Source organism: Streptomyces sp. NPDC001599, from assembly GCF_042893535.1.
GTDB lineage: Bacteria > Actinomycetota > Actinomycetes > Streptomycetales > Streptomycetaceae > Streptomyces.
This window is the reverse complement of sequence record NZ_JBIAVA010000023.1, coordinates 91,528-110,107: the sequence shown is the minus strand read 5'-3', so window position 1 is coordinate 110,107 and position 18,580 is coordinate 91,528. Positions and strand designations below refer to the sequence as shown.

16 protein-coding genes and 1 rRNA gene are annotated in these 18,580 nt (G+C 73.7%); 13 read left to right on the top strand and 4 right to left on the bottom strand.

Annotated elements, in window-relative coordinates; translation table 11 throughout:
- From rrf to ACFYZ3_RS36005, 3 genes are all read left to right on the top strand, one after another.
- Positions 1 to 91: ribosomal RNA gene (gene rrf, locus ACFYZ3_RS36015) — 5S ribosomal RNA — on the top strand; the annotation flags it as partial.
- A gap of 194 nt (positions 92 to 285) precedes the next feature.
- Entirely contained in the window at positions 286 to 1,476 is a 1,191-nt protein-coding gene (locus ACFYZ3_RS36010) for a hypothetical protein (protein WP_388526928.1), read from the top strand.
- On the top strand, positions 1,368 to 2,105 hold the full coding sequence (locus ACFYZ3_RS36005; protein ID WP_388526925.1) for a hypothetical protein: 738 nt from the start codon (positions 1,368 to 1,370) through the stop codon (positions 2,103 to 2,105). The genes ACFYZ3_RS36010 and ACFYZ3_RS36005 overlap by 109 nt, the downstream gene beginning before the upstream one ends.
- Before the next feature lie 85 nt (positions 2,106 to 2,190).
- Here ACFYZ3_RS36005 and ACFYZ3_RS36000 read toward each other — a convergent pair whose 3' ends face one another.
- Positions 2,191 to 3,483 carry a DUF1015 domain-containing protein gene (locus ACFYZ3_RS36000; protein WP_388526908.1) on the bottom strand — a complete coding sequence of 431 codons (1,293 nt, stop codon included), beginning with the start codon at positions 3,481 to 3,483 and terminating at the stop codon, positions 2,191 to 2,193.
- 72 nt (positions 3,484 to 3,555) lie between these two features.
- On the opposite strand from ACFYZ3_RS36000, the gene ACFYZ3_RS35995 reads away from it, so the two are divergent.
- The 4 genes from ACFYZ3_RS35995 (at position 3,556) to ACFYZ3_RS35980 (ending at position 7,751) form a co-directional block, all read left to right on the top strand.
- On the top strand, positions 3,556 to 4,587 hold the full coding sequence (locus tag ACFYZ3_RS35995) for an HAD hydrolase-like protein (RefSeq protein WP_388526905.1): 1,032 nt from the start codon (positions 3,556 to 3,558) through the stop codon (positions 4,585 to 4,587).
- Positions 4,588 to 4,714: 127 nt separating this feature from the next.
- Positions 4,715 to 5,761 carry a FecCD family ABC transporter permease gene (locus ACFYZ3_RS35990; RefSeq protein ID WP_388526902.1) on the top strand — a complete coding sequence of 349 codons (1,047 nt, stop codon included), beginning with the start codon at positions 4,715 to 4,717 and terminating at the stop codon, positions 5,759 to 5,761.
- An 86-nt stretch (positions 5,762 to 5,847) separates the two neighbouring features.
- Positions 5,848 to 6,867 (top strand): FecCD family ABC transporter permease, encoded by a 1,020-nt coding sequence (locus ACFYZ3_RS35985; RefSeq protein WP_388526922.1) that lies wholly within the window; start codon positions 5,848 to 5,850, stop codon positions 6,865 to 6,867.
- Entirely contained in the window at positions 6,864 to 7,751 is an 888-nt protein-coding gene (locus ACFYZ3_RS35980) for an ABC transporter ATP-binding protein (protein WP_388526899.1), read from the top strand. Before ACFYZ3_RS35985 ends, ACFYZ3_RS35980 begins: the two co-directional genes overlap by 4 nt.
- On the opposite strand, the gene ACFYZ3_RS35975 is transcribed toward ACFYZ3_RS35980, so the two are convergent.
- Positions 7,735 to 8,082 carry a sterol-binding protein gene (locus ACFYZ3_RS35975; protein WP_361016737.1) on the bottom strand — a complete coding sequence of 116 codons (348 nt, stop codon included), beginning with the start codon at positions 8,080 to 8,082 and terminating at the stop codon, positions 7,735 to 7,737. The genes ACFYZ3_RS35980 and ACFYZ3_RS35975 overlap by 17 nt on opposite strands.
- A gap of 40 nt (positions 8,083 to 8,122) precedes the next feature.
- On the opposite strand from ACFYZ3_RS35975, the gene ACFYZ3_RS35970 reads away from it, so the two are divergent.
- The 5 genes from ACFYZ3_RS35970 (at position 8,123) to ACFYZ3_RS35950 (ending at position 13,568) form a co-directional block, all read left to right on the top strand.
- Complete coding sequence (locus ACFYZ3_RS35970) at positions 8,123 to 8,452, top strand: hypothetical protein (protein ID WP_388526896.1); 330 nt, start codon at positions 8,123 to 8,125, stop codon at positions 8,450 to 8,452.
- Positions 8,453 to 8,459: 7 nt separating this feature from the next.
- Complete coding sequence (locus ACFYZ3_RS35965; protein WP_388526893.1) at positions 8,460 to 9,275, top strand: hemolysin; 816 nt, start codon at positions 8,460 to 8,462, stop codon at positions 9,273 to 9,275.
- Positions 9,272 to 10,177 (top strand): NAD kinase, encoded by a 906-nt coding sequence (locus ACFYZ3_RS35960; protein WP_356868411.1) that lies wholly within the window; start codon positions 9,272 to 9,274, stop codon positions 10,175 to 10,177. The genes ACFYZ3_RS35965 and ACFYZ3_RS35960 overlap by 4 nt, the downstream gene beginning before the upstream one ends.
- Positions 10,178 to 10,364: 187 nt before the next feature.
- A complete protein-coding gene (recN, locus tag ACFYZ3_RS35955) occupies positions 10,365 to 12,083 on the top strand; it encodes a DNA repair protein RecN (RefSeq protein ID WP_388526919.1) in 1,719 nt (572 codons plus the stop codon).
- A gap of 336 nt (positions 12,084 to 12,419) precedes the next feature.
- Positions 12,420 to 13,568, top strand: a complete 1,149-nt coding sequence (locus ACFYZ3_RS35950) for a glycosyltransferase family 4 protein (protein WP_388526889.1) — start codon at positions 12,420 to 12,422, stop codon at positions 13,566 to 13,568.
- Between the two features lie 22 nt (positions 13,569 to 13,590).
- On the opposite strand, the gene ACFYZ3_RS35945 is transcribed toward ACFYZ3_RS35950, so the two are convergent.
- Positions 13,591 to 15,237 (bottom strand): PucR family transcriptional regulator, encoded by a 1,647-nt coding sequence (locus tag ACFYZ3_RS35945; RefSeq protein ID WP_388526886.1) that lies wholly within the window; start codon positions 15,235 to 15,237, stop codon positions 13,591 to 13,593.
- Between the two features lie 114 nt (positions 15,238 to 15,351).
- On the opposite strand from ACFYZ3_RS35945, the gene ACFYZ3_RS35940 reads away from it, so the two are divergent.
- On the top strand, positions 15,352 to 16,305 hold the full coding sequence (locus ACFYZ3_RS35940; RefSeq protein WP_388526883.1) for an LLM class F420-dependent oxidoreductase: 954 nt from the start codon (positions 15,352 to 15,354) through the stop codon (positions 16,303 to 16,305).
- A 79-nt stretch (positions 16,306 to 16,384) separates the two neighbouring features.
- Here the strand turns inward: ACFYZ3_RS35940 and ACFYZ3_RS35935 are convergent, their stop codons facing one another.
- Positions 16,385 to 18,187 carry a glycoside hydrolase family 15 protein gene (locus ACFYZ3_RS35935; RefSeq protein ID WP_388526916.1) on the bottom strand — a complete coding sequence of 601 codons (1,803 nt, stop codon included), beginning with the start codon at positions 18,185 to 18,187 and terminating at the stop codon, positions 16,385 to 16,387.
- Positions 18,188 to 18,580 lie beyond the last annotated feature (393 nt).

Here is an 18,580-nt window from a genome sequence, read left to right as displayed (position 1 = left end):
GCCCGGTTACATTTCGAACCCGGAAGCTAAGCCTTACAGCGCCGATGGTACTGCAGGGGGGACCCTGTGGGAGAGTAGGACGCCGCCGAACAATCTTTGGAAAGGACCCCTGGTCCCCAGCGTTCAGCTGGGGACCAGGGGTCCTTTCGTTTTTCCAGGGCGCACCGGGTACCCGGCTGCGCGAGAATGACTTGCAGTACCGAAGACAGGAGTCACCGATGGCCACCAACTCTCCCGACGACCGACCGGAGCGCGACCAGCGCCGACGGGACAGTGGTGACCGCGGTGACCGCAGGGATCAGCGCGGGGACCGCGGAGGGTTCCGCCGAGACGACCGCCGGGGCGACGACCGTGGCGGACACGGACAGCGCGGTGGCTTCGGCCGGGACGACCGAGACCGTGGGCCGCGTCGGGACGATCGCGATCGCGGTGGCGACCGGGGTTTCCGTCGGGATGACCGGAGTGGTGACCGTCCGTCCTTCCGCCGCGACGACCGCGGTGAGCGCACGGACCGGGGCGACCGTCCCCCGTACCGTCGTGACGACCGCGGAGAGCGCGGCGACCGTCCCGCCTTCCGGCGCGACGACCGTCGGGACGACCGGCGCGATGACCGTGGTGGGCAGCGCGGTGGCTTCCGTCGGGACGACCGCCGCGACGACCGCCGTGACGACCGCCGTGACGACCGCCGTGACGACCGCCGCGACGGTCGTCGCGAGGACAACCGCGGTGGCGGGTACGGGCGTCGGGACGACCGGGACCGTGGTGGCGACCGGGGTTTCCGTCGGGATGACCGGAGTGGTGACCGTCCGTCCTTCCGCCGCGACGACCGCGGTGAGCGCGGGGACCGGGGCGACCGTCCCCCGTACCGTCGTGACGACCGCGGGGACCGGGGCGACCGTCCCGCCTTCCGGCGCGATGACCGCGGCGATCGTCCCTCGTACCGCAGGGACGACCGCAGGGACGACCGCAGGGATGACCGTCGGGACGATCGCCGTGACGACCGTCGTGATGATCGTCCTCCCTTCCGGCGCGATGACCGGCGCGACGACCGGCGTGATGCCCGTCGGGACGACCGTCCTGCCTTCCGGCGCGACGACCGTCGGGACGACCGTGGCGAGCGTGGCGGCTTCCGTCGGGACGACAACCGTGGTGAGCGCGGCGGATTCGGCCGGCGTGACGACCGGCGTGACGACGGCCGGGGTGGCGACCGTGGTGGGTTCCGCGGGCGCGACGACCGTGGCAGCCGTGGGCCTCGTCGTGACGACCGCGGAGGGCGGCCCGGCGGCTACCGGGGCCGGGACGACCGGCAGGGTGGCGGTGGCCGCTTCCGTGAGGAGCGCGACCGGGACCGGGAGCCGATCAAGCGGCTGCCGATCCCCGAGGAGGTCACGGGTGACGAGATCGACAAGGACGTACGGCAGGAACTGCAGAGCCTGCCCAAGACGCTCGCGGAGGACGTCGCCAGGAACCTGGTGATGGTCGCGCGGCTGCTCGACGAGGACCCGGAGGCTGCGTACGGATACTCCAGGGTCGCCCTGCGCCTGGCCTCGCGCGTCGCCGCCGTACGGGAGGCGGCCGGGTTCGCCGCGTACGCCAACCAGAAGTACGCCGAGGCACTGGCGGAGTTCCGGGCCGCTCGGCGGATGACCGGTTCCGTCGAGCTGTGGCCGGTCATGGCCGACTGCGAGCGCGGGCTCGGCCGGCCGGAGAAGGCGCTGGACATGGCCGGTGCCTCCGAGGTGCACAAGCTGGACAAGGCCGGTCAGGTCGAGATGCGCCTCGTCGCGGCCGGTGCCCGGCGTGACATGGGGCAGCTGGACGCGGCCATCGTCACGCTGCAGAGCCCCGAGCTCGCCTCCAACTCCGTGCAGCCGTGGACCGCGCGGCTGCGGTACGCCTACGCCGACGCGCTGCTGGCCGCAGGCCGGGAGCAGGAGGCGCGGGAGTGGTTCGCGAAGGCCGTGGAGTCGGACCGGGACGGCAGCACGGACGCCTCCGACCGGCTCGCCGAGCTGGACGGCGTGGAGTTCATGGACGCTCTGGACGAGGGTGAGTCCGAGAGCGACGGGGAGAGCCCTTCCGCCGAGGACGGCGACAAGGACTGATGGCCTGACGGCTTGATGCCTGACGGCGAGTCGAGGGGGCGGGACCGGTTCACGGGCCCGCCCCCTCGGCGTTCGTCGGGCCCCGTCAGGCGTCGAGTGGGCGCAGTACCAGGCCCGAGGCCGGCTTCGGGCCGAAGGACGTCGACTTGCGGGGCATCGTGACGCCTTGTCGGGCCAGTTCGCGGACGACCTCCTCGCGGACCGGGTGCATCAGCACCGCCGTACCGCCGTCGCGCTCGGCCTTCTCGACGGTGGCCGCCGTGTCGTGGATGTAGGAGATGTGGGACGCCGAGTCGTCCGGAACGTGCCAGACGTGGGCGAGGAGTGCGGCGTGCAGGACGGTGGCGTCCAGCGTGCGCCAGGCCTCGGGCCGGTCGGTGGGGACCGTGCGGGCCAGCAGTCCGGGGTCGGGCAGGTCGACGAGGTGGAAGGCGCCGTCGCCGGCGAGGAGGAAGGCGTTGCCCGCGTCGGCCGCCTTCGCCAAGGTTTCCAGTGACTCGTCCAGGGGCGTGCCGAGGCGGCGGACGCGGAAGTGTCCGGCGAGGGCGGCCACGGCCTCGTGCACCGGGACGCCGTGCAGCAGCCGGTGGATGGCGCGGACGCGGAGCGGGTAGCGGGCCGTGTCGACCAGGAGGACCAGGCCGTGGTCCCACGGGCTGGGCGAAGGGTGCTCGGCGCGGAGGGTGCGGTAGGTGGCCCAGCGGTGGTGGCCGTCGGCGATGAGGGCCTGGTGCCGGGACAGCTCGGCCCGGACGCGGGCCACGGTGTCCGGGTCGGTGACCGACCACAGGCGGTGGCAGAAGCCGTCCTCCGTGGTCGTGGAGAGGAGCGGCGGCTGCTCGGCGGTGCGCTCCAGGAGGGCGGTGGTGGCCGGCGTCCCGTCGTCGCCACGGTAGGTCAGCAGGAGGGGCTCGAGGTTCGCCCGGGTGGCCCGCATGAGTGCCGCGCGGTCGGCGACGACGTGGGGCATGACGTCCTCGTGCGGCAGGACCACCTGCTCGGAGGGGTCCGACACGCGCAGGGCGCCGATGATGCCGCGCTGCAGCATGCCCTCGCGGTCGCGTTGTTCGTAGACGTACAGGCCCGGTTCGGGGTCGGTGGTCAGGACGCCCTCCGCCGTCCAGCGCCGCAGGGTGCGGGCGGCCTGCTCGTTGCGCGCCTCGGGGGTGGCGGCCTGGGGCAGGATCAGCCGGACGATGTTGTACGGGTCGGCGGACTCGAGGTGGAGCAGGCCGTCGGGGCGGACCACGACGTCGTAGGGAGGGGAGGTCACGGCGGCCAGGCTGCCGACCCGGTCGGGGTCGTAGCGGAGGCCTCGGAACGGGGTGAGTTCCAGGCCCCGGCGCGCCGTTGCTTCCGGGTGACCTGCAGAGTTCATCCCGGCATCGTACGTGTGTCAGTGGCATGGGGGATGATCGGGGGAAAGGCGACGAACGAGGAGCGATGTGCAATGAGCCGGAGCGTCAGGACGAGGCCCGCGGGCAGCGGGCCGGACCTGAGTGAGGCGTACGACACGGCGCTGCTCGACCTGGACGGCGTGGTGTACGCCGGGGGGAACGCGATCGCTCACGCCGTCGACTCCCTCGCCGCGGCCCGCGACGGCGGCATGCGCCTGGCCTACGTCACCAACAACGCGCTCCGGACCCCCGACGTGGTGGCCGCGCACCTGACCGAGCTGGGCATACCGACGGGCGCCGAGGACGTCATCACGTCGGCGCAGGCGGTGGCCCGGCTGATGGCCGAGCAGCTGCCCCCGGGGGCGCGGGTGCTGGTGATCGGCGGCGAAGGGCTGCGCGTGGCGCTGCGTGAGCGCGGTCTCGAGCCCGTGGAGTCGGCCGAGGACGATCCGGCGGCCGTGGTGCAGGGCTTCGGCGGGCCGGAGCTGCCGTGGGGCCGGTTCGCCGAGGCCTGCTACGCGATCGCGCGGGGCGTGCCCTGGTACGCCTCCAACACCGACCTGACCATCCCGGGCGCCCGCGGGATCGCCCCGGGCAACGGCGCGGCGGTGGAGGTCGTGCGGATCGCGACCGGCGCCGAGCCGCAGGTCGCGGGCAAGCCCTTGCCCCCCATGCACCGGGAGACGATCCTGCGGACCGGCGCCCGGCGTCCGTTGGTGGTGGGCGACCGGCTGGACACGGACATCGAGGGGGCGTTCAACGGGGAGGTCGACTCGCTGCTCGTCCTGACCGGTGTGACCGACGGGGCGCAGCTGCTGGCGGCGCCGCCGCGGCACCGGCCGACGTACGTCGACGCCGATCTGCGCGGGCTGCTCACCGGACAGCCGGAGGTCACCGGCGACGCGGAGGGAGGCTTTCGCTGCGGGGGTTGGACGGCGACGGCCGGCGGGGAGCGGCTGGAGCTGGACGGCGACGGCGCGGCGCTGGACGGGCTGCGTGTCCTGTGCGCGGCGGCCTGGACGGCCGGCGGAGAGCAGGGATGCGGGCTGGACTCGGGGAAGGCGCTGGCGCGGTTGGGGTTGTGACGCGGAGTACGGGGAAGGCGTCCGGTCGCGGACCGGTGTGCGTACAGGGTGCGTGTGTGCCGGGCCGGGCGGCCCCGGGAAGGCTCGGGGATCGTGATCGATTGGCAGGGTAGGCTAACCTAACTGCGTGTTGGTCGACAGTCCCCCCGAACAGCGCGCGGAGACCGCTCCCGCGCCGCCCGCCAAGCGCCGTGTCCTGCGTGCCGCGGGGCTGCCCGTCGCCGTGGCGGTCCTGGTGTTGATCGTGTTGGCGAGCATCGCGATCGGCGCGAAGGACCTGTCCCTGGCGGAGGTCTGGCACGGCCTCTTCCACGACTCGGGCACCTACGGCGACGTCGTGGTCGGCGAGCGGCTGTCGCGCACCGTCCTCGGTCTGCTGGCCGGGGCCGCCCTCGGCCTCGCGGGAGCCGTGCTGCAGGCACTGACCCGTAATCCGCTGGCCGACCCGGGACTGCTCGGCATCAACGCGGGCGCCTCCGCGGCCGTGGTCACGGGCATCACCTTCTTCGGCGTCACCTCGCTGACCGGATACGTGTGGTTCGCCTTCGCCGGTGCGGCGGGAGTCGGCGCGCTGGTCTGGTTCCTGGGCGGCAGCCGGGGGGCCACGCCGGTGCGGCTCGTGCTGGCCGGCACCGCGATCAGCGCCGCGCTCTTCGGCTACCTCCAGGCCGTGATGATCATGGACGACGCGGCGCTGGGCAGGATGCGCTTCTGGACGGTCGGTTCGCTCGCCTCGGCGACGACCGGCACCATCCGGGAGGTGCTGCCGTTCTTCGTGGTGGGCACGGTGCTCGCCCTCGCACTCGCCCGGCCGCTCAACGCCATGGAGATGGGCGACGACACCGCCAAGGCCCTCGGTGCCAACCTGAACCGCACCCGGGCGCTGTCCATGCTCGCCGCGACCGTGCTGTGCGGCGCCGCGACCGCGGCCTGCGGGCCGATCGTCTTCGTCGGGCTGATGATCCCGCACATCGTCCGCTCCTTCACCGGACCCGACATGCGTTGGATCCTGCCCTACGCGGCGATCCTGTCCCCGGTGCTGCTGCTGGGCGCGGACGTCCTCGGCCGGATCGTCGCCCGGCCCTCGGAACTCCAGGTCGGCATCGTCACCGCCGTCCTCGGCGGGCCGGTCTTCATCTTTCTCGTACGACGGCGGAGGACGGCCCAGCTGTGAAGACCGAGAAGACCGAGAAGACCGAGAAGACCGAGAAGACCGGGAAAACCGGAAAGACCGGAAAGACCGGGAAGAGCAACCGTGCCGTGCGCAACCCGGGCGGGCTGTCCTTCCGCCTGGACGTGCGGGCCGTGGTCGTCGTCGCGCTGCTGTTGCTCCTCGCGCTCGCCGCGAGCGTGCTGCTGATCGGCACCGGCGACTTCGACATACCGGCCGCCGACGTGCTGAAGACCCTGGTCGGCCAGGGCAACGCCGGACAGGAGTTCATCGTCAACGAGCTGCGGCTGCCGCGGGTCCTGGTCGGACTGCTCGTCGGCGGCGCACTCGGCGTCGGCGGTGCCCTCTTCCAGGCCATCTCCCGCAACCCGCTCGGCAGTCCGGACGTGCTCGGCCTCGGGCAGGGTGCGACGGCCGGCGCGCTCATCATGATCGTCCTGTTCTCCGGCAGCTCGGCCCAGGTCACCGTGGGCGCGCTCGTCGGCGGCCTGGTGACCGGTCTCGCCATCTATCTGCTCGCCTGGAAGCGGGGCGTGCACGGATACCGGCTGGTCCTGGTCGGCATCGGCGTGTCCGCGATGGTCACGGCGGTCAACGGCTACCTGCTCACCCGGGCCGACATCGTCGACGCCTCCCGCGCCGTCGTCTGGATGACCGGCTCCCTCAACGGCCGCGACTGGGACCAGGTCTGGCCCCTGCTCACGCTGTGCGCCGTGCTCGTGCCGCTCGTGCTCACCAACGGACGGGCGCTGCGGATGATGGAGATGGGCGACGACATCTCCTACGCCCTCGGTGTGCGGGTCGAGCGGGTGCGGGCGCTGCTGATGGTGGCCGCGGTGCTGCTCACCGCCTCGGCCACCGCCGCCGCCGGACCGGTCGGCTTCGTGGCGCTCACCGCGCCGCAGCTCGCCCGGCGCCTGACCCGCTCGCCCGGCCCCAACCTGCTGCCGTCCCTGTGCATGGGCGCAGCCCTGCTGGTCAGCGCGGACTTCGTCTCCCAGCGTGTCTTCGGTGCCGACCAGCTGCCCGTGGGCGTCGTCACCGGCGTACTGGGCGGCGTCTACCTGCTGTGGCTGCTGGTCACCGAGCGCAAGGCGGGCCGGGTATGAGCGCCGGCGCCGACACCCGCAGCGGGCCCGAGAACCAAAGGAGCAACGTGAACCGCCTGACCGCCGAGAACGTCACCCTCGCCTACGACCAGCGGGTCATCGCGGAGAAGCTGTCGGTGGAGATACCCGACAACTCCTTCACCGTGATCGTCGGCCCGAACGCGTGCGGCAAGTCCACCCTGCTGCGCGCCCTGTCACGGATGCTCAAGCCGAGCCAGGGCCGGGTGCTGCTCGACGGGTCGGTCATCCAGTCGATGCCCGCCAAGCAGGTCGCCCGGACCCTCGGCCTGCTCCCGCAGTCCTCCATCGCGCCCGACGGCATCACCGTCGGCGACCTCGTCGGCCGCGGCCGCTACCCGCACCAGGGCATCCTGCGCCAGTGGTCGACCGAGGACGAGCGGGTCGTCCAGGAGTCGATGGCCCAGACCGGCATCTCCGAGCTGGCCGACCGCTACGTCGACGAACTCTCCGGCGGACAGCGCCAGCGCGTGTGGATCGCCATGGCGCTCGCCCAGCAGACCCCGCTGCTGCTGCTCGACGAGCCGACGACGTACCTGGACATCCAGCACCAGATCGACGTCCTCGACCTGTGCGCGGAACTCCACGAGGAGCAGGGCCGCACCCTCGTGGCCGTGCTGCACGACCTCAACCACGCCGCCCGCTACGCCACCCACCTCATCGCCCTGCGCGACGGGCAGGTCATCGCCGAGGGCGCGCCGAAGGAGATCGTCACCGCCGACTTGGTCGAGCGGGTCTTCGGGCTGCGCTGCCAGGTCATCGACGACCCGGAGACGGGTACGCCGCTGGTGGTGCCGGCCGCCCGCAAGGGGCGCACCAAGCAGGTGAACAAGCAGGTGAGGGCGGTCGCTACAGGAGCTTCCTGAGCCGGAACAGATCGCGCAGGCCCGCCTCCAGCCTCACCCGGCCCGAGCCCCACGCCTTGGCGAAGTTCAGTTCGCCCGCCACCAGGGCCACCAGGTCGTCGCCGGTCATCGCCAGCCTGATCTCCGCCTTCTCGCGCGGCGGCCCCTCCAGGGTCTCGCGCACGTCGATGCGGCCGTCGGCCATGCGTCCGGCGAAGGTGACGTCCAGGTCGGTGATGTGGCAGCTCACCGAGCGGTCCAGCTCCGTGGCCGACCGCACGTCCCCTTCGGCGCCCCGCATGTTGTCCGAGAGCTTGTCGAGTGCGGCACGGCACTCCTCAGTCGTCGCCATCGGGACCGACCGTACCCCAGCCACGCGGTAGCGTCGGGGCATGAGCGACGCAGTACCGGAGCCCCAGCCCCAGCCCCAGGAGACGGAGCCCGGTGCCCACCCGGGCCCCGGGTACGAGCCGGCCGCCCCCGCACCGCTGGACGTCCCCCGCACCCCCACCGGGAACGCCGAGGTCGACGCCCGGCTGGCGCGGCTGGCCGACGCCGACCACCTCGCCACCGACGGACACGTGGAGGTGTACGAGGATGTACACCGGGGGCTGCGCGACGCGCTCACCGCGCTCGACGCCCGCCCGGGACCGCCGGAACCTCCGGGGCGCCCGGGACCACCGGCGCCCCCGTCGCCATCACCGTACGACCGCAGGAGCTGAACCGAACGTGGCAGGAGTCGCACGCCGCCGTCTCGACGCGGAGCTGGTGCGCCGCAAGCTGGCGCGCTCGCGCGAGCACGCGAGCCAGCTGATCGCCGCCGGGCGGGTCACCGTCGGCAAGACCGTCGCGACCAAACCCGCCACGCAGGTCGAGACCGCCGCCGCGATCGTCGTGACCGCCGACGACGACGACCCCGACTACGTCTCGCGCGGCGGCCACAAGCTCGCCGGCGCCCTCGCCGCCTTCGTACCGCAGGGCCTCGTCGTCGAGGGGCGGCGGGCCCTGGACGCCGGCGCCTCCACCGGCGGCTTCACCGACGTACTGCTGCGGTCGGGCGCCGCGCACGTCGTCGCCGTGGACGTCGGATACGGACAACTCGCGTGGAGTCTCCGGCAGGATGAACGCGTGACCGTCAAGGACCGTACGAACGTACGGGAGTTGACACCGGAAGCGATCGATGGGGAGCCCGTGGACCTGGTCGTGGGGGATCTGTCCTTCATCCCGCTCGGACTGGTACTGCCGGCCCTGGTGCGGTGCACCCGGCCGGACGCCGACCTGGTGATGATGGTGAAGCCGCAGTTCGAGGTGGGGAAGGAGCGGCTGGGCAGCGGGGGAGTGGTACGCAGCGCGCAGCTGCGGGCCGAGGCCGTGCGGGGAGTCGCGCGGAAGGCCTGGGAGCTGGGGCTCGGGGTGAAGGGGGTCACCGCCAGTCCGCTGCCGGGTCCCTCCGGGAACGTCGAGTACTTTCTGTGGCTGCGGGCCGGGGCCGGTGAACTGGACCCGGCCGACGTTGACCGTGCAGTGGCGGAGGGGCCGCGTTGACACAGAACCGAGCGCGTACTGTTTTCCTGCTCGCCCACACCGGGCGCCCCGCTGCCATCCGCAGCGCGGAGCTGGTGGTCAAGGGGCTGCTGCGGGCCGGGATCGGCGTACGGGTCCTGGAGGCCGAGGCGCGCGACCTGCCGCTGCCGGGTGAGGTGGGGCTGGTCGGCGAGGCCACTCCGCAGTGCCTGGACGGGTGCGAGCTGCTGATCGTGCTGGGCGGCGACGGCACGCTGCTGCGCGGCGCCGAGTTCGCCCGCGCCTCCGGGGTGCCGATGCTCGGCGTCAACCTCGGCCGGGTGGGCTTCCTCGCGGAGGCCGAGCGCGACGACCTCGACAAGGTCGTCGACCGGGTGGTGAACCGGGCCTACGAGGTCGAGGAGCGGATGACCGTCGACGTCGTCGTGCACCGCAACGGCGACATCGTGCACACCGACTGGGCGCTCAACGAGGCGGCCGTGCAGAAAGCCGGCGCCGAGAAGCTGCTGGAAGTCGTGCTGGAGATCGACGGTCGGCCGGTGACCGGGTTCGGCTGCGACGGCATCGTGCTGTCCACGCCGACCGGGTCGACGGCGTACGCCTTCTCGGCCGGCGGTCCTGTGGTGTGGCCCGAGGTGGAGGCGCTGCTGATGGTGCCGATCAGCGCCCACGCGCTGTTCGCGAAGCCGCTGGTGACCTCGCCGGACTCGGTGCTCGCGGTGGAGGTGCTGCCGCACGTCCCGCCGGGGGTGTTGTGGTGTGACGGGCGGCGGACGGTGGAGTTGCCGCCCGGGGCGCGGGTGGAGGTGCGGCGGGGGGCGGTGCCGGTGCGGTTGGCCCGGTTGCACCATGCGTCGTTTACCGACCGGCTGGTGGCGAAGTTCGCGTTGCCGGTGTCGGGGTGGCGCGGGGCGCCGCACTAGCGGTCTCGAAGGGGTGGTTTCGGTGCGTCGCGGGGTGCGGGTGCGTTGTGGCTGGTCGCGCCCGCGGCGCAGCCGCTGTCAGCACGTCCCGCGCCCCTGGGCGGCATGCGCTCGCCCGGCGTGACGAGGGCGGCCTGTGTGCGCTTTCCACCCTCGACCTCGTAAGGTCGTGTCCGTGCTTGAGGAGATGCGGATACGGTCGCTCGGGGTCATCGACGACGCCGTGGTCGAGCTGTCGCCCGGGTTCACCGCTGTCACCGGTGAGACGGGTGCCGGCAAGACCATGGTGGTCACCAGTCTGGGGCTGCTCCTGGGCGGACGCGCCGACGCGGCGCTGGTGCGGATCGGGGCGAAGAACGCGGTCGTCGAGGGGCGTATCGCCGTGCCCGGCGACGCCGCGGCCGCCGTGCGGGCCGAGGAGGCCGGGGCCGAGCTGGACGACGGGGCGCTGCTGATCAGCCGTACCGTTTCCGCCGAGGGGAGATCGCGCGCGCACCTGGGCGGGCGGTCGGTGCCGGTGGGGATGCTCGCCGAGCTGGCCGACGAGCTGGTGGCCGTGCACGGGCAGACCGACCAGCAGGGACTGCTGAAACTGACCCGGCAGCGTCAGGCCCTGGACCGGTACGCGGGCGACGCGGTCGCCGGGCCGCTCGCCAAGTACGCGGAGGCCTACCGTCGGCTGCGGGCCGTCGCCCGTGAGCTGGAGGAGATCACCACACGCGCGCGTGAGCGCGCCCAGGAGGCCGATCTGCTGCGCTACGGCCTCGACGAGATCGCGGCGGTCGAGCCGCGTGCCGGTGAGGACGTGGAGCTGGCGGAGGAGGCGGAGCGGCTGGGACACGCCGAGGCGCTCGCGTCGGCCGCCACGGTCGCGCACGCCGCCCTGGCGGGCGACCCGGAGGATCCCGAGGGCGTGGACGGCGCCACGCTCGTCGCGGGCGCGCAGCGGGCCCTGGACGCCGTACGGTCCCACGACCCGGCGCTGGCCGGGCTCGCCGAGCGGATCGGTGAGGTCGGCATCCTGCTGCGCGACGTGGCCGGGGAGCTCGCCGGTTACGCCGACGACCTGGACGCCGACCCGCTGCGGCTGGCGGCGGTCGAGGAGCGCCGGGCCGCGCTCACCGCGCTGACCCGGAAGTACGGCGAGGACGTCGCGGCCGTGCTGAGCTGGGCCGAGCAGAGTGCCGCGCGGCTGACCGAGCTGGACGGCGACGACGAGCGGATCGGCGAGCTGACCGCCGAGCGGGACGCGCTGCGGGCGGAACTGGGCGGGCTCGCCCAGGCACTGACCGACGCGCGGACCGAGGCCGCCGAGCGGTTCGCCGCGGCGGTGACCGCCGAGCTGGCGTCGCTCGCCATGCCCCACGCGCGCGTGTCGTTCGACATCCGGCAGACCGAGGATCCGGAGGGCGTCGAGGTCGGCGGGCGGACGGTCGCCTGCGGGCCGTCGGGCGCCGACGAGGTCGAGCTGCTGCTGGCCCCGCACCCCGGAGCGCCGCCGCGGCCGATCGCCAAGGGCGCCTCCGGTGGTGAGCTGTCGCGTGTGATGCTGGCGGTGGAGGTCGTCTTCGCGGGCACCGATCCCGTGCCGACCTACCTGTTCGACGAGGTCGACGCCGGGGTCGGCGGCAAGGCGGCGGTGGAGATCGGGCGGCGGCTGGCGCGGCTGGCGAAGAGCGCGCAGGTCGTGGTCGTCACACATCTGCCGCAGGTGGCCGCGTTCGCCGACCGGCAGCTGCTGGTGGAGAAGACGAACGACGGCTCGGTGACCCGCTCCGGCGTGAAGGTCCTGGAGGGCGAGGAACGCGTCCGGGAACTCTCCCGCATGCTCGCCGGCCAGGAGGACTCGGAGACGGCCCGCGCCCACGCGGAGGAACTGCTGGAAACGGCCCGGGCCGACCGGTAGGGACTCCGGGCTGCCCAGGACGACCGGTAGGGACTCCGGGGCCGGGCGGGCGTACGTCGTCGGTCTCCTGGACGTACGCCCCGGGTGGCCGGTGCGACGGCGTGACGTTCACTCGTAAGAGTGGGGTGGTTCCGTGTCGTTGTCCCGCCGGTCGTCCGGTCGTGGCGGTCGTCGTTCCCGGAACACCCGTGCGGCCTGGCATCCTTGACGGAGCGGCGCACGGGAATCCGCCCGGCGCACCCCGTCCGCACCATCCTTCTGTACGTTCTTCGTGACCGTCCCCGCGTTCCCACGTCCTTCGTGACCGTCTCCCGCCGAACCAGGAGCCCCGGCCAGGTGACCCCCGTGAGCAGCCAGTCACCGCACGGCCAGTCGCCGCTGCGCACCGTGCAGGTGCTGGGCGGTGGCAACGCCGGCAGCAGCGCGCACGTGCGCTCACTGGCCGCCGGGCTCGTCGCGCGGGGCGTGAAGGTGACGGTGTGCGCCCCCTCCGATGCGGAGTGCACCTACGACTTCACCGGCGCCGGGGCCGACCACGTGCACGTGCCGCGCAGCAGCGATCCCGTCTCGGTGGCCGCGCTGCGGACGGTGTGCGCGGAAGCCGACCTGGTGCACGCGCACGGACTGCACGCCTCCTTCCGGGCCGCCCTGGCCCTCGGCGGACGGCGCGTACGCACTCCGCTCGTCGTCACCTGGCACGACCGGGCGCACGCCGAGGGGGCCCGCGGCCAGCTGCTGCGCGTGCTGGAGCGGCGGGTGATGAAGGCCGCCACCGTCGTGCTCGGCGCCACCTCGGAACTGGTCGACGGGGCACGGCGGACGGGCGCCCGGGACGCCCGCCTCGGGCCCGTCGCACTCCCCGGCCGGCCGGGCCCCCCGGCCGGACCCGACGACCCCGACCGGCTGCGCCCCAAGGTCCGGGCCGAACTCGGCGCCATCGACCGGCCGTTGCTGGTGGCGGTCGGATCGCTCGAACGGCACCGCGGGTACGACGTGCTGCTCGACGCCGCCCGGGTGTGGCGCCGCCTCGACCCGGCGCCGCTGGTGGTGGTCGCCGGGGAGGGGCCGCTGCGCGGCGAGTTGCAGGGCCGGATCGAGGGCGAGGGGCTGCCGGTGGTGCTCGTCGGCAGCCGCGACGACGTGCCCGACCTGCTGGCGGCGGCCGACCTCGCGCTGCTGCCGAGCCGCCGGGAGCCGGGGCGTTCCGTCCTCGCCCAGGAGGCGCTCCACGCGCGCGTACCACTCGTGGCCTGTGCCGTCGGCGGCATCCCCGAGCTGGTCGGCGACGCCGCCGAACTCGTCCCGCCGGGGGACGCGGAGGCCCTCGCCGACGCCGTGGTCCGTCTGCTCGCCGACCCCGGGCGGCAGGACGAACTCCGCGAGCGGGGCGCGCGGCAGGCGGCCACGTGGCCGACCGAGGACGAGACCGTCGCGCAGGTGCTGAGCATCTACGACGAGTTGACGCAGCCCACGCCGTTGCTCTAGGCACCCGCCCGGGCCCCGCCGCCTACGGCACGTGCCGACGGGCGCGCAGGGCCAGGCTCAACGCCAGTACGGTCTGCGGGTCGTCGAGGTCCGTGCCCAGCAACTCCCCGATCCTGGCGAGCCGGTTGTAGAGGGTCTGCCGGTTGAGGTGGAGTTCGCGCGCCGTCTCCGCCTTGCGGCCGGCGTGGGCCAAGTACGTCTGGAGGGTGGGCAGCAGGGGCGGCTTGGAGCGGTCGTCGTGGTCCCGCAGCGGGCCGATCGCCCGGTCCACGAACGCGGCGAGGTCCGGGTGGTCGCGCAGCCGCCACAGCAGCAGGTCGATGTCCAGGCGCCGCGCGTCGTACCAGGGCCGGTCGGTCAGGCCCTGCGCCGCGCTCGCCGTCTCCGCCGCGTGCCTGAGGCCCGCCGAGGCCGCCGCCCAGCCGCCGGACACCCCGACGACCACGACGGGGGGCTGCGCCCCGGGACGCCGCATCCCGGCCCGCTCCACGCCCGCCCGCAGCGCAGCCGCGACCCGGTCGGCGACCGCCGCCCGCTCGGACTCCGACCGCAGCCCCAGCAGCAGCGGGACCCGCCCCTCCACCGGCCGCACGCCCAGCAGGACCGGCACTCCCACCGACGCCAGCTCCTCGGCGACCGCGCGGGCCAGCACGGCCCAGCCGCCGCCCGCCGGGGACAGGGCGTCGCCGAGCCGCATCACCACCGGGAGCAGCGGGCCGGCGCCCGGCTTGAAGCCCAGGACGCGGGCCTGTGCGGGGGCGTCCTCGGCGGTGATCCGGCCCTCGGCGAGGTCGGTGAGGAAGTCGCCCCGCCCGCGTGCCGCCAGCTCCTCCTCCTGCCGCGCCTGCATCAGCACCACGGCGAGGATGCCCGCCGCCCGCTCCGCCGCCATCCGGTGCACCGGCGCGGGCGAGGACCGTACCGGCAGCAGGACGAGGCGGGCGCGCACCGACCCGGCGCCGGGGCCGCCGCCGGGCACGTCCACGAGGACCGAGCCCGCCGGAGGCGGCGCGTCCTTGTGCGGGTCCCGCAGCCCCTCCCAGACCTGGAGGGGGTCGGCCCCCTCGGGCCCGGCACCGGCGGCGTACAGCAGGCGGCCGTCGGTGGTCTCCAGGAAGACCGGGTTGCCGGCGAAGTCGGCCAGAATGGCGAGGACCTGGGGCACTCCGCCGCCGCCCAGCAGCGCCTCGGTGCAGCGGCGGTGCACCTCCTCGGCCCGCTGGAGCAGCGCGTAGTGGCCGTTGACGATCTCGGTGTGGATCTCCTCGGTGACCGCCACGAACGGCACCTCGCGGTGCAGCTGCACCAGCGGCAGCCCGGCCGCACGGGCCGTGTCGACCAGCGCCGCGGGCAGCCGGGTGAAGCGCGGGCCCAGCTCCACGACGAGGGCCGCGATGCCGCGGTCGGCCAGCGTGCGCACGAACGCCCGCTGCTCGGCGGGACGGGTGCCGAGGCCGTACCCCGTGGTCAGCAGCAGTTCGCCGCCCTTGAGCAGCGAGGCGATGTTGGGCACCTCACCGGCGTGCACCCAGCGCACCGTGCGCTGCATGCGGTCGGCGCCCGCGAGGATCTCCGGCAGACCGCTGCGCAGTCCGGGCAGCTCCAGGGCCCGGCGCACGGTGATCCCGACGCCCTGCGTGTCGAATCCGCTGTTCGTGCCGCTGTCCATGAGCCGGACGCTACCCGGCGCGACCCGCCCGGGACATCCGCCCGGGACGTCCGCCCGGGACGTCCGCCCGGCCTCCCGCGGATCGGGGGGCGCCCGGTGGGTAGGGCACCCGACATGGACATCACCGTCGTGGCCGCCGCACGTGAGGACGCCAGCCCCCTCGACGAGCCCTTGCGGGTGGCTGGGCAGGCAGACCGGCTGGGATACCCGGAGGTGTGGCTGGGGGAGGGGCCGACCTGGGACGCGTTCGTGCTGGCCGCGGCCGTCGGAACGGGTACGCGGCGGATCGCGCTCACCGCCGGGCCGGTCGCCGTGTCGGTACGCGACCCGCACGGCATCGCGCGGGGCGCGGCCTCGGTGGCCGCGGTCACCGGCCGCCCGGTCGGCGTGGCGCTGGGCACGTCCAGCAAGCGGGTGGTCGAGGGCGTGCACGGCCGGGCCCGGGAACGTCCGGCGGCGGTACTGGAGGCGACCGCCGCGGCCCTGCGGGAGCTGCTCCACGGCGCGCCGGGCGGGCCGGTCGTGCCCGGCAGCGTCTTTCCGCGCCGCCACCGGCCGCCCGGCGGTCCGCTCACCGTGGCGGCCTTCGGCGACCGCGCGATCTCCGTCGCCGCCCGGTACGCCGACCGCATGCTCCTCGACGTGGTCTCGCCCGAGCAGGTCCGCACCCTGCGCGCCAAGCTGGTCGCCGCGGCCGACGAGGCCGGGCGGACCCCGCCGAAGCTGGCCGCCTGGGTCCCCGCCGCCGTCGACCCCGACCCCGCCTCCCTCACCCAGGTCATGCGCGGCGTCGTGGGCTACCTCACGGTGCCCGGCTACCGCGAGATGTTCGAGGAGGCCGGCTTCGGCGAGGCGGTCGCGCAGGCCCGTACGGGAGCCGACGCGGACACCCTCCTGCGGGCGCTGCCGGAGGAGGCGGCGGCCACCGTCGGCCTCATCGGCGACGTCGCCACCGCACGGGCCCGGATGGCCGCCTACGCCGAGGCGGGCCTGGACGAGATGGCCCTGGTACCGGCGACGGCGGGCGACCCGGGCGGCGAACGGACCCTGACGGCACTGGCCCCCTGAACGGACCGCAGCCACAGCCCACGGACAGCACCGGGCCCCGGCAGCACCGGGCCCCGGCAGCGCGGGGCCCGGTGTCCGGTCAGCCGCCGTAGGCGCCGCTCGCCGTCAGCCTGAGGGCCGTGTCGATCAGGGGCACGTGGCTGAAGGCCTGGGGGAAGTTGCCGACCTGGCGCTGCAGGCGGGGGTCCCACTCCTCGGCGAGCAGGCCGAGGTCGTTGCGCAGGGAGAGGAGCTTCTCGAAGAGTTTGCGCGCCTCGTCGACCCGGCCGATCATCGCCAGGTCGTCCGCCATCCAGAACGAGCAGGCGAGGAAGGCACCCTCGTCGCCCGGCAGACCGTCGACGCCCTCGTCCTTGCCGTCCGTCGGGTAGCGCAGGATGAAGCCGTCCGAGGTGGACAGCTCGCGCTGGATGGCCTCGATGGTGCCGATGACCCGCTTGTCGTCCGGCGGCAGGAAGCCCATCTGCGGGATCAGCAGCAGGGAGGCGTCCAGCTCCTGGGAGCCGTAGGACTGCGTGAAGGTGTTGCGTTCCTTGTCGTAGCCCTTCTCGCACACGTCCCGGTGGATGTCGTCGCGCAGCTGCTTCCAGCGCTCCAGCGGGCCGTCCGCGTCGCCGGACTCGATCAGCTTGATGGTGCGGTCGACGGCGACCCAGGCCATCACCTTGGAGTGCACGAAGTGGCGGCGCGGGCCGCGCACCTCCCAGATGCCCTCGTCCGGCTCGTTCCAGTGGTCCTCCAGGTAGCGGATCAGCTTGAGCTGGAGCACCGAGGCGTAGTCGTTGCGGGCCAGGCCCGTCATGTGGCCCAGGTGCAGGGCCTCGGTCACCTCGCCGTAGACGTCCAGCTGGAGCTGGTGGGCCGCGCCGTTGCCGACCCGGACCGGCGTCGAGTTCGCGTAGCCCGGCAGCCAGTCCAGCTCCGCCTCGCCCAGCTCCCGCTCGCCCGCGATGCCGTACATGATCTGCAGGTTCTCGGGGTCGCCGGCGACCGCGCGCAGCAGCCACTCGCGCCAGGCGCGGGCCTCCTCGCGGTAACCGGTGCGCAGCAGCGAGGACAGCGTGATCGCCGCGTCGCGCAGCCAGGTGTAGCGGTAGTCCCAGTTGCGGACGCCGCCGATGTCCTCCGGCAGGGAGGTGGTGGGCGCGGCGACGATGCCGCCGGTGGGGGCGTACGTCAGGGCCTTCAGCGTGATCAGGGAGCGGACCACCGCCTCGCGGTAGGGGCCGTGGTACGTGCAGTGCTCGACCCAGTCGCGCCAGAAGTCCTCGGTGGCCACCAGCGACTGCTCGGGCTCCGGCAGCGCCGGCGGCTCCTTGTGCGAGGGCTCCCACGAGATGGTGAACGCGATCCGGTCACCCGGCGCGACCGTGAAGTCCGCGTACGTGGTGAGCGCCTTGCCGTACGTCTCCGCCTCCGTGTCGAACCACACGGAGTCCGGGCCCGCGACGGCCACCGTGCGGCCCTCGTGCTTGTGGACCCAGGGGACCACCCGGCCGTAACTGAACCGCATCCGCAGCTCCGAGCGCATCGGCACCCGGCCGGAGACGCCCTCCACGATCCGGATCAGCTGCGGCGCGCCGTCGCGCGGCGGCATGAAATCGATCACTCTGACGGTGCCGCGCGGGGTGTCCCACTCGGATTCCAGGATCAGCGAGTCGCCGCGGTAGGTCCGCCGGGCCGAGGTGGGCGGTTCGGCGCCGGGGGCGTACGCGGGGCCGAGCCGCCAGAAGCCGTGCTCCCCGGTGCCCAGCAGGCCGGCGAAGATGGCATGCGAGTCGAAGCGGGGCAGGCACAGCCAGTCGACTGTGCCGTCCCGGCAGACCAGCGCAGCGGTCTGCATGTCTCCGATGAGTGCGTAGTCTTCGATGCGCCCGGCCACGTGCAACTCCAGTCGAACGGCCACGTCACCCCGCATGGGGGCGGTCGCTAGTGCGGTCAGCGGTCAAGGGTGGGGTCAGGGGTGTGTGTCAGGAATGTGTGTCGGGGACGGGTGTCCTGCGTGCCATGCCTCGTTGAGTCATGAAGCAAAGCAGCCGTCCGGCCGTGCAGCCAAACGTGGTGCCCCGAACGACAATTGTTGCTCAACGAACTGACGAGCTCTCGTTGTTCCGGTGCTGACGGGCGAGGGGTGGTGCCGTGTCGCCGGGCGGGCTCGGCAGCGAACGTCCGAGCAGGATACGACGCACGTAGATGATCTGTGTGCCGCTCCGGGCAACCCGGGTCCGCCGAACGGGTGACCAGCCGGTGAGGAAACGGTGACCTTCCCACCTGC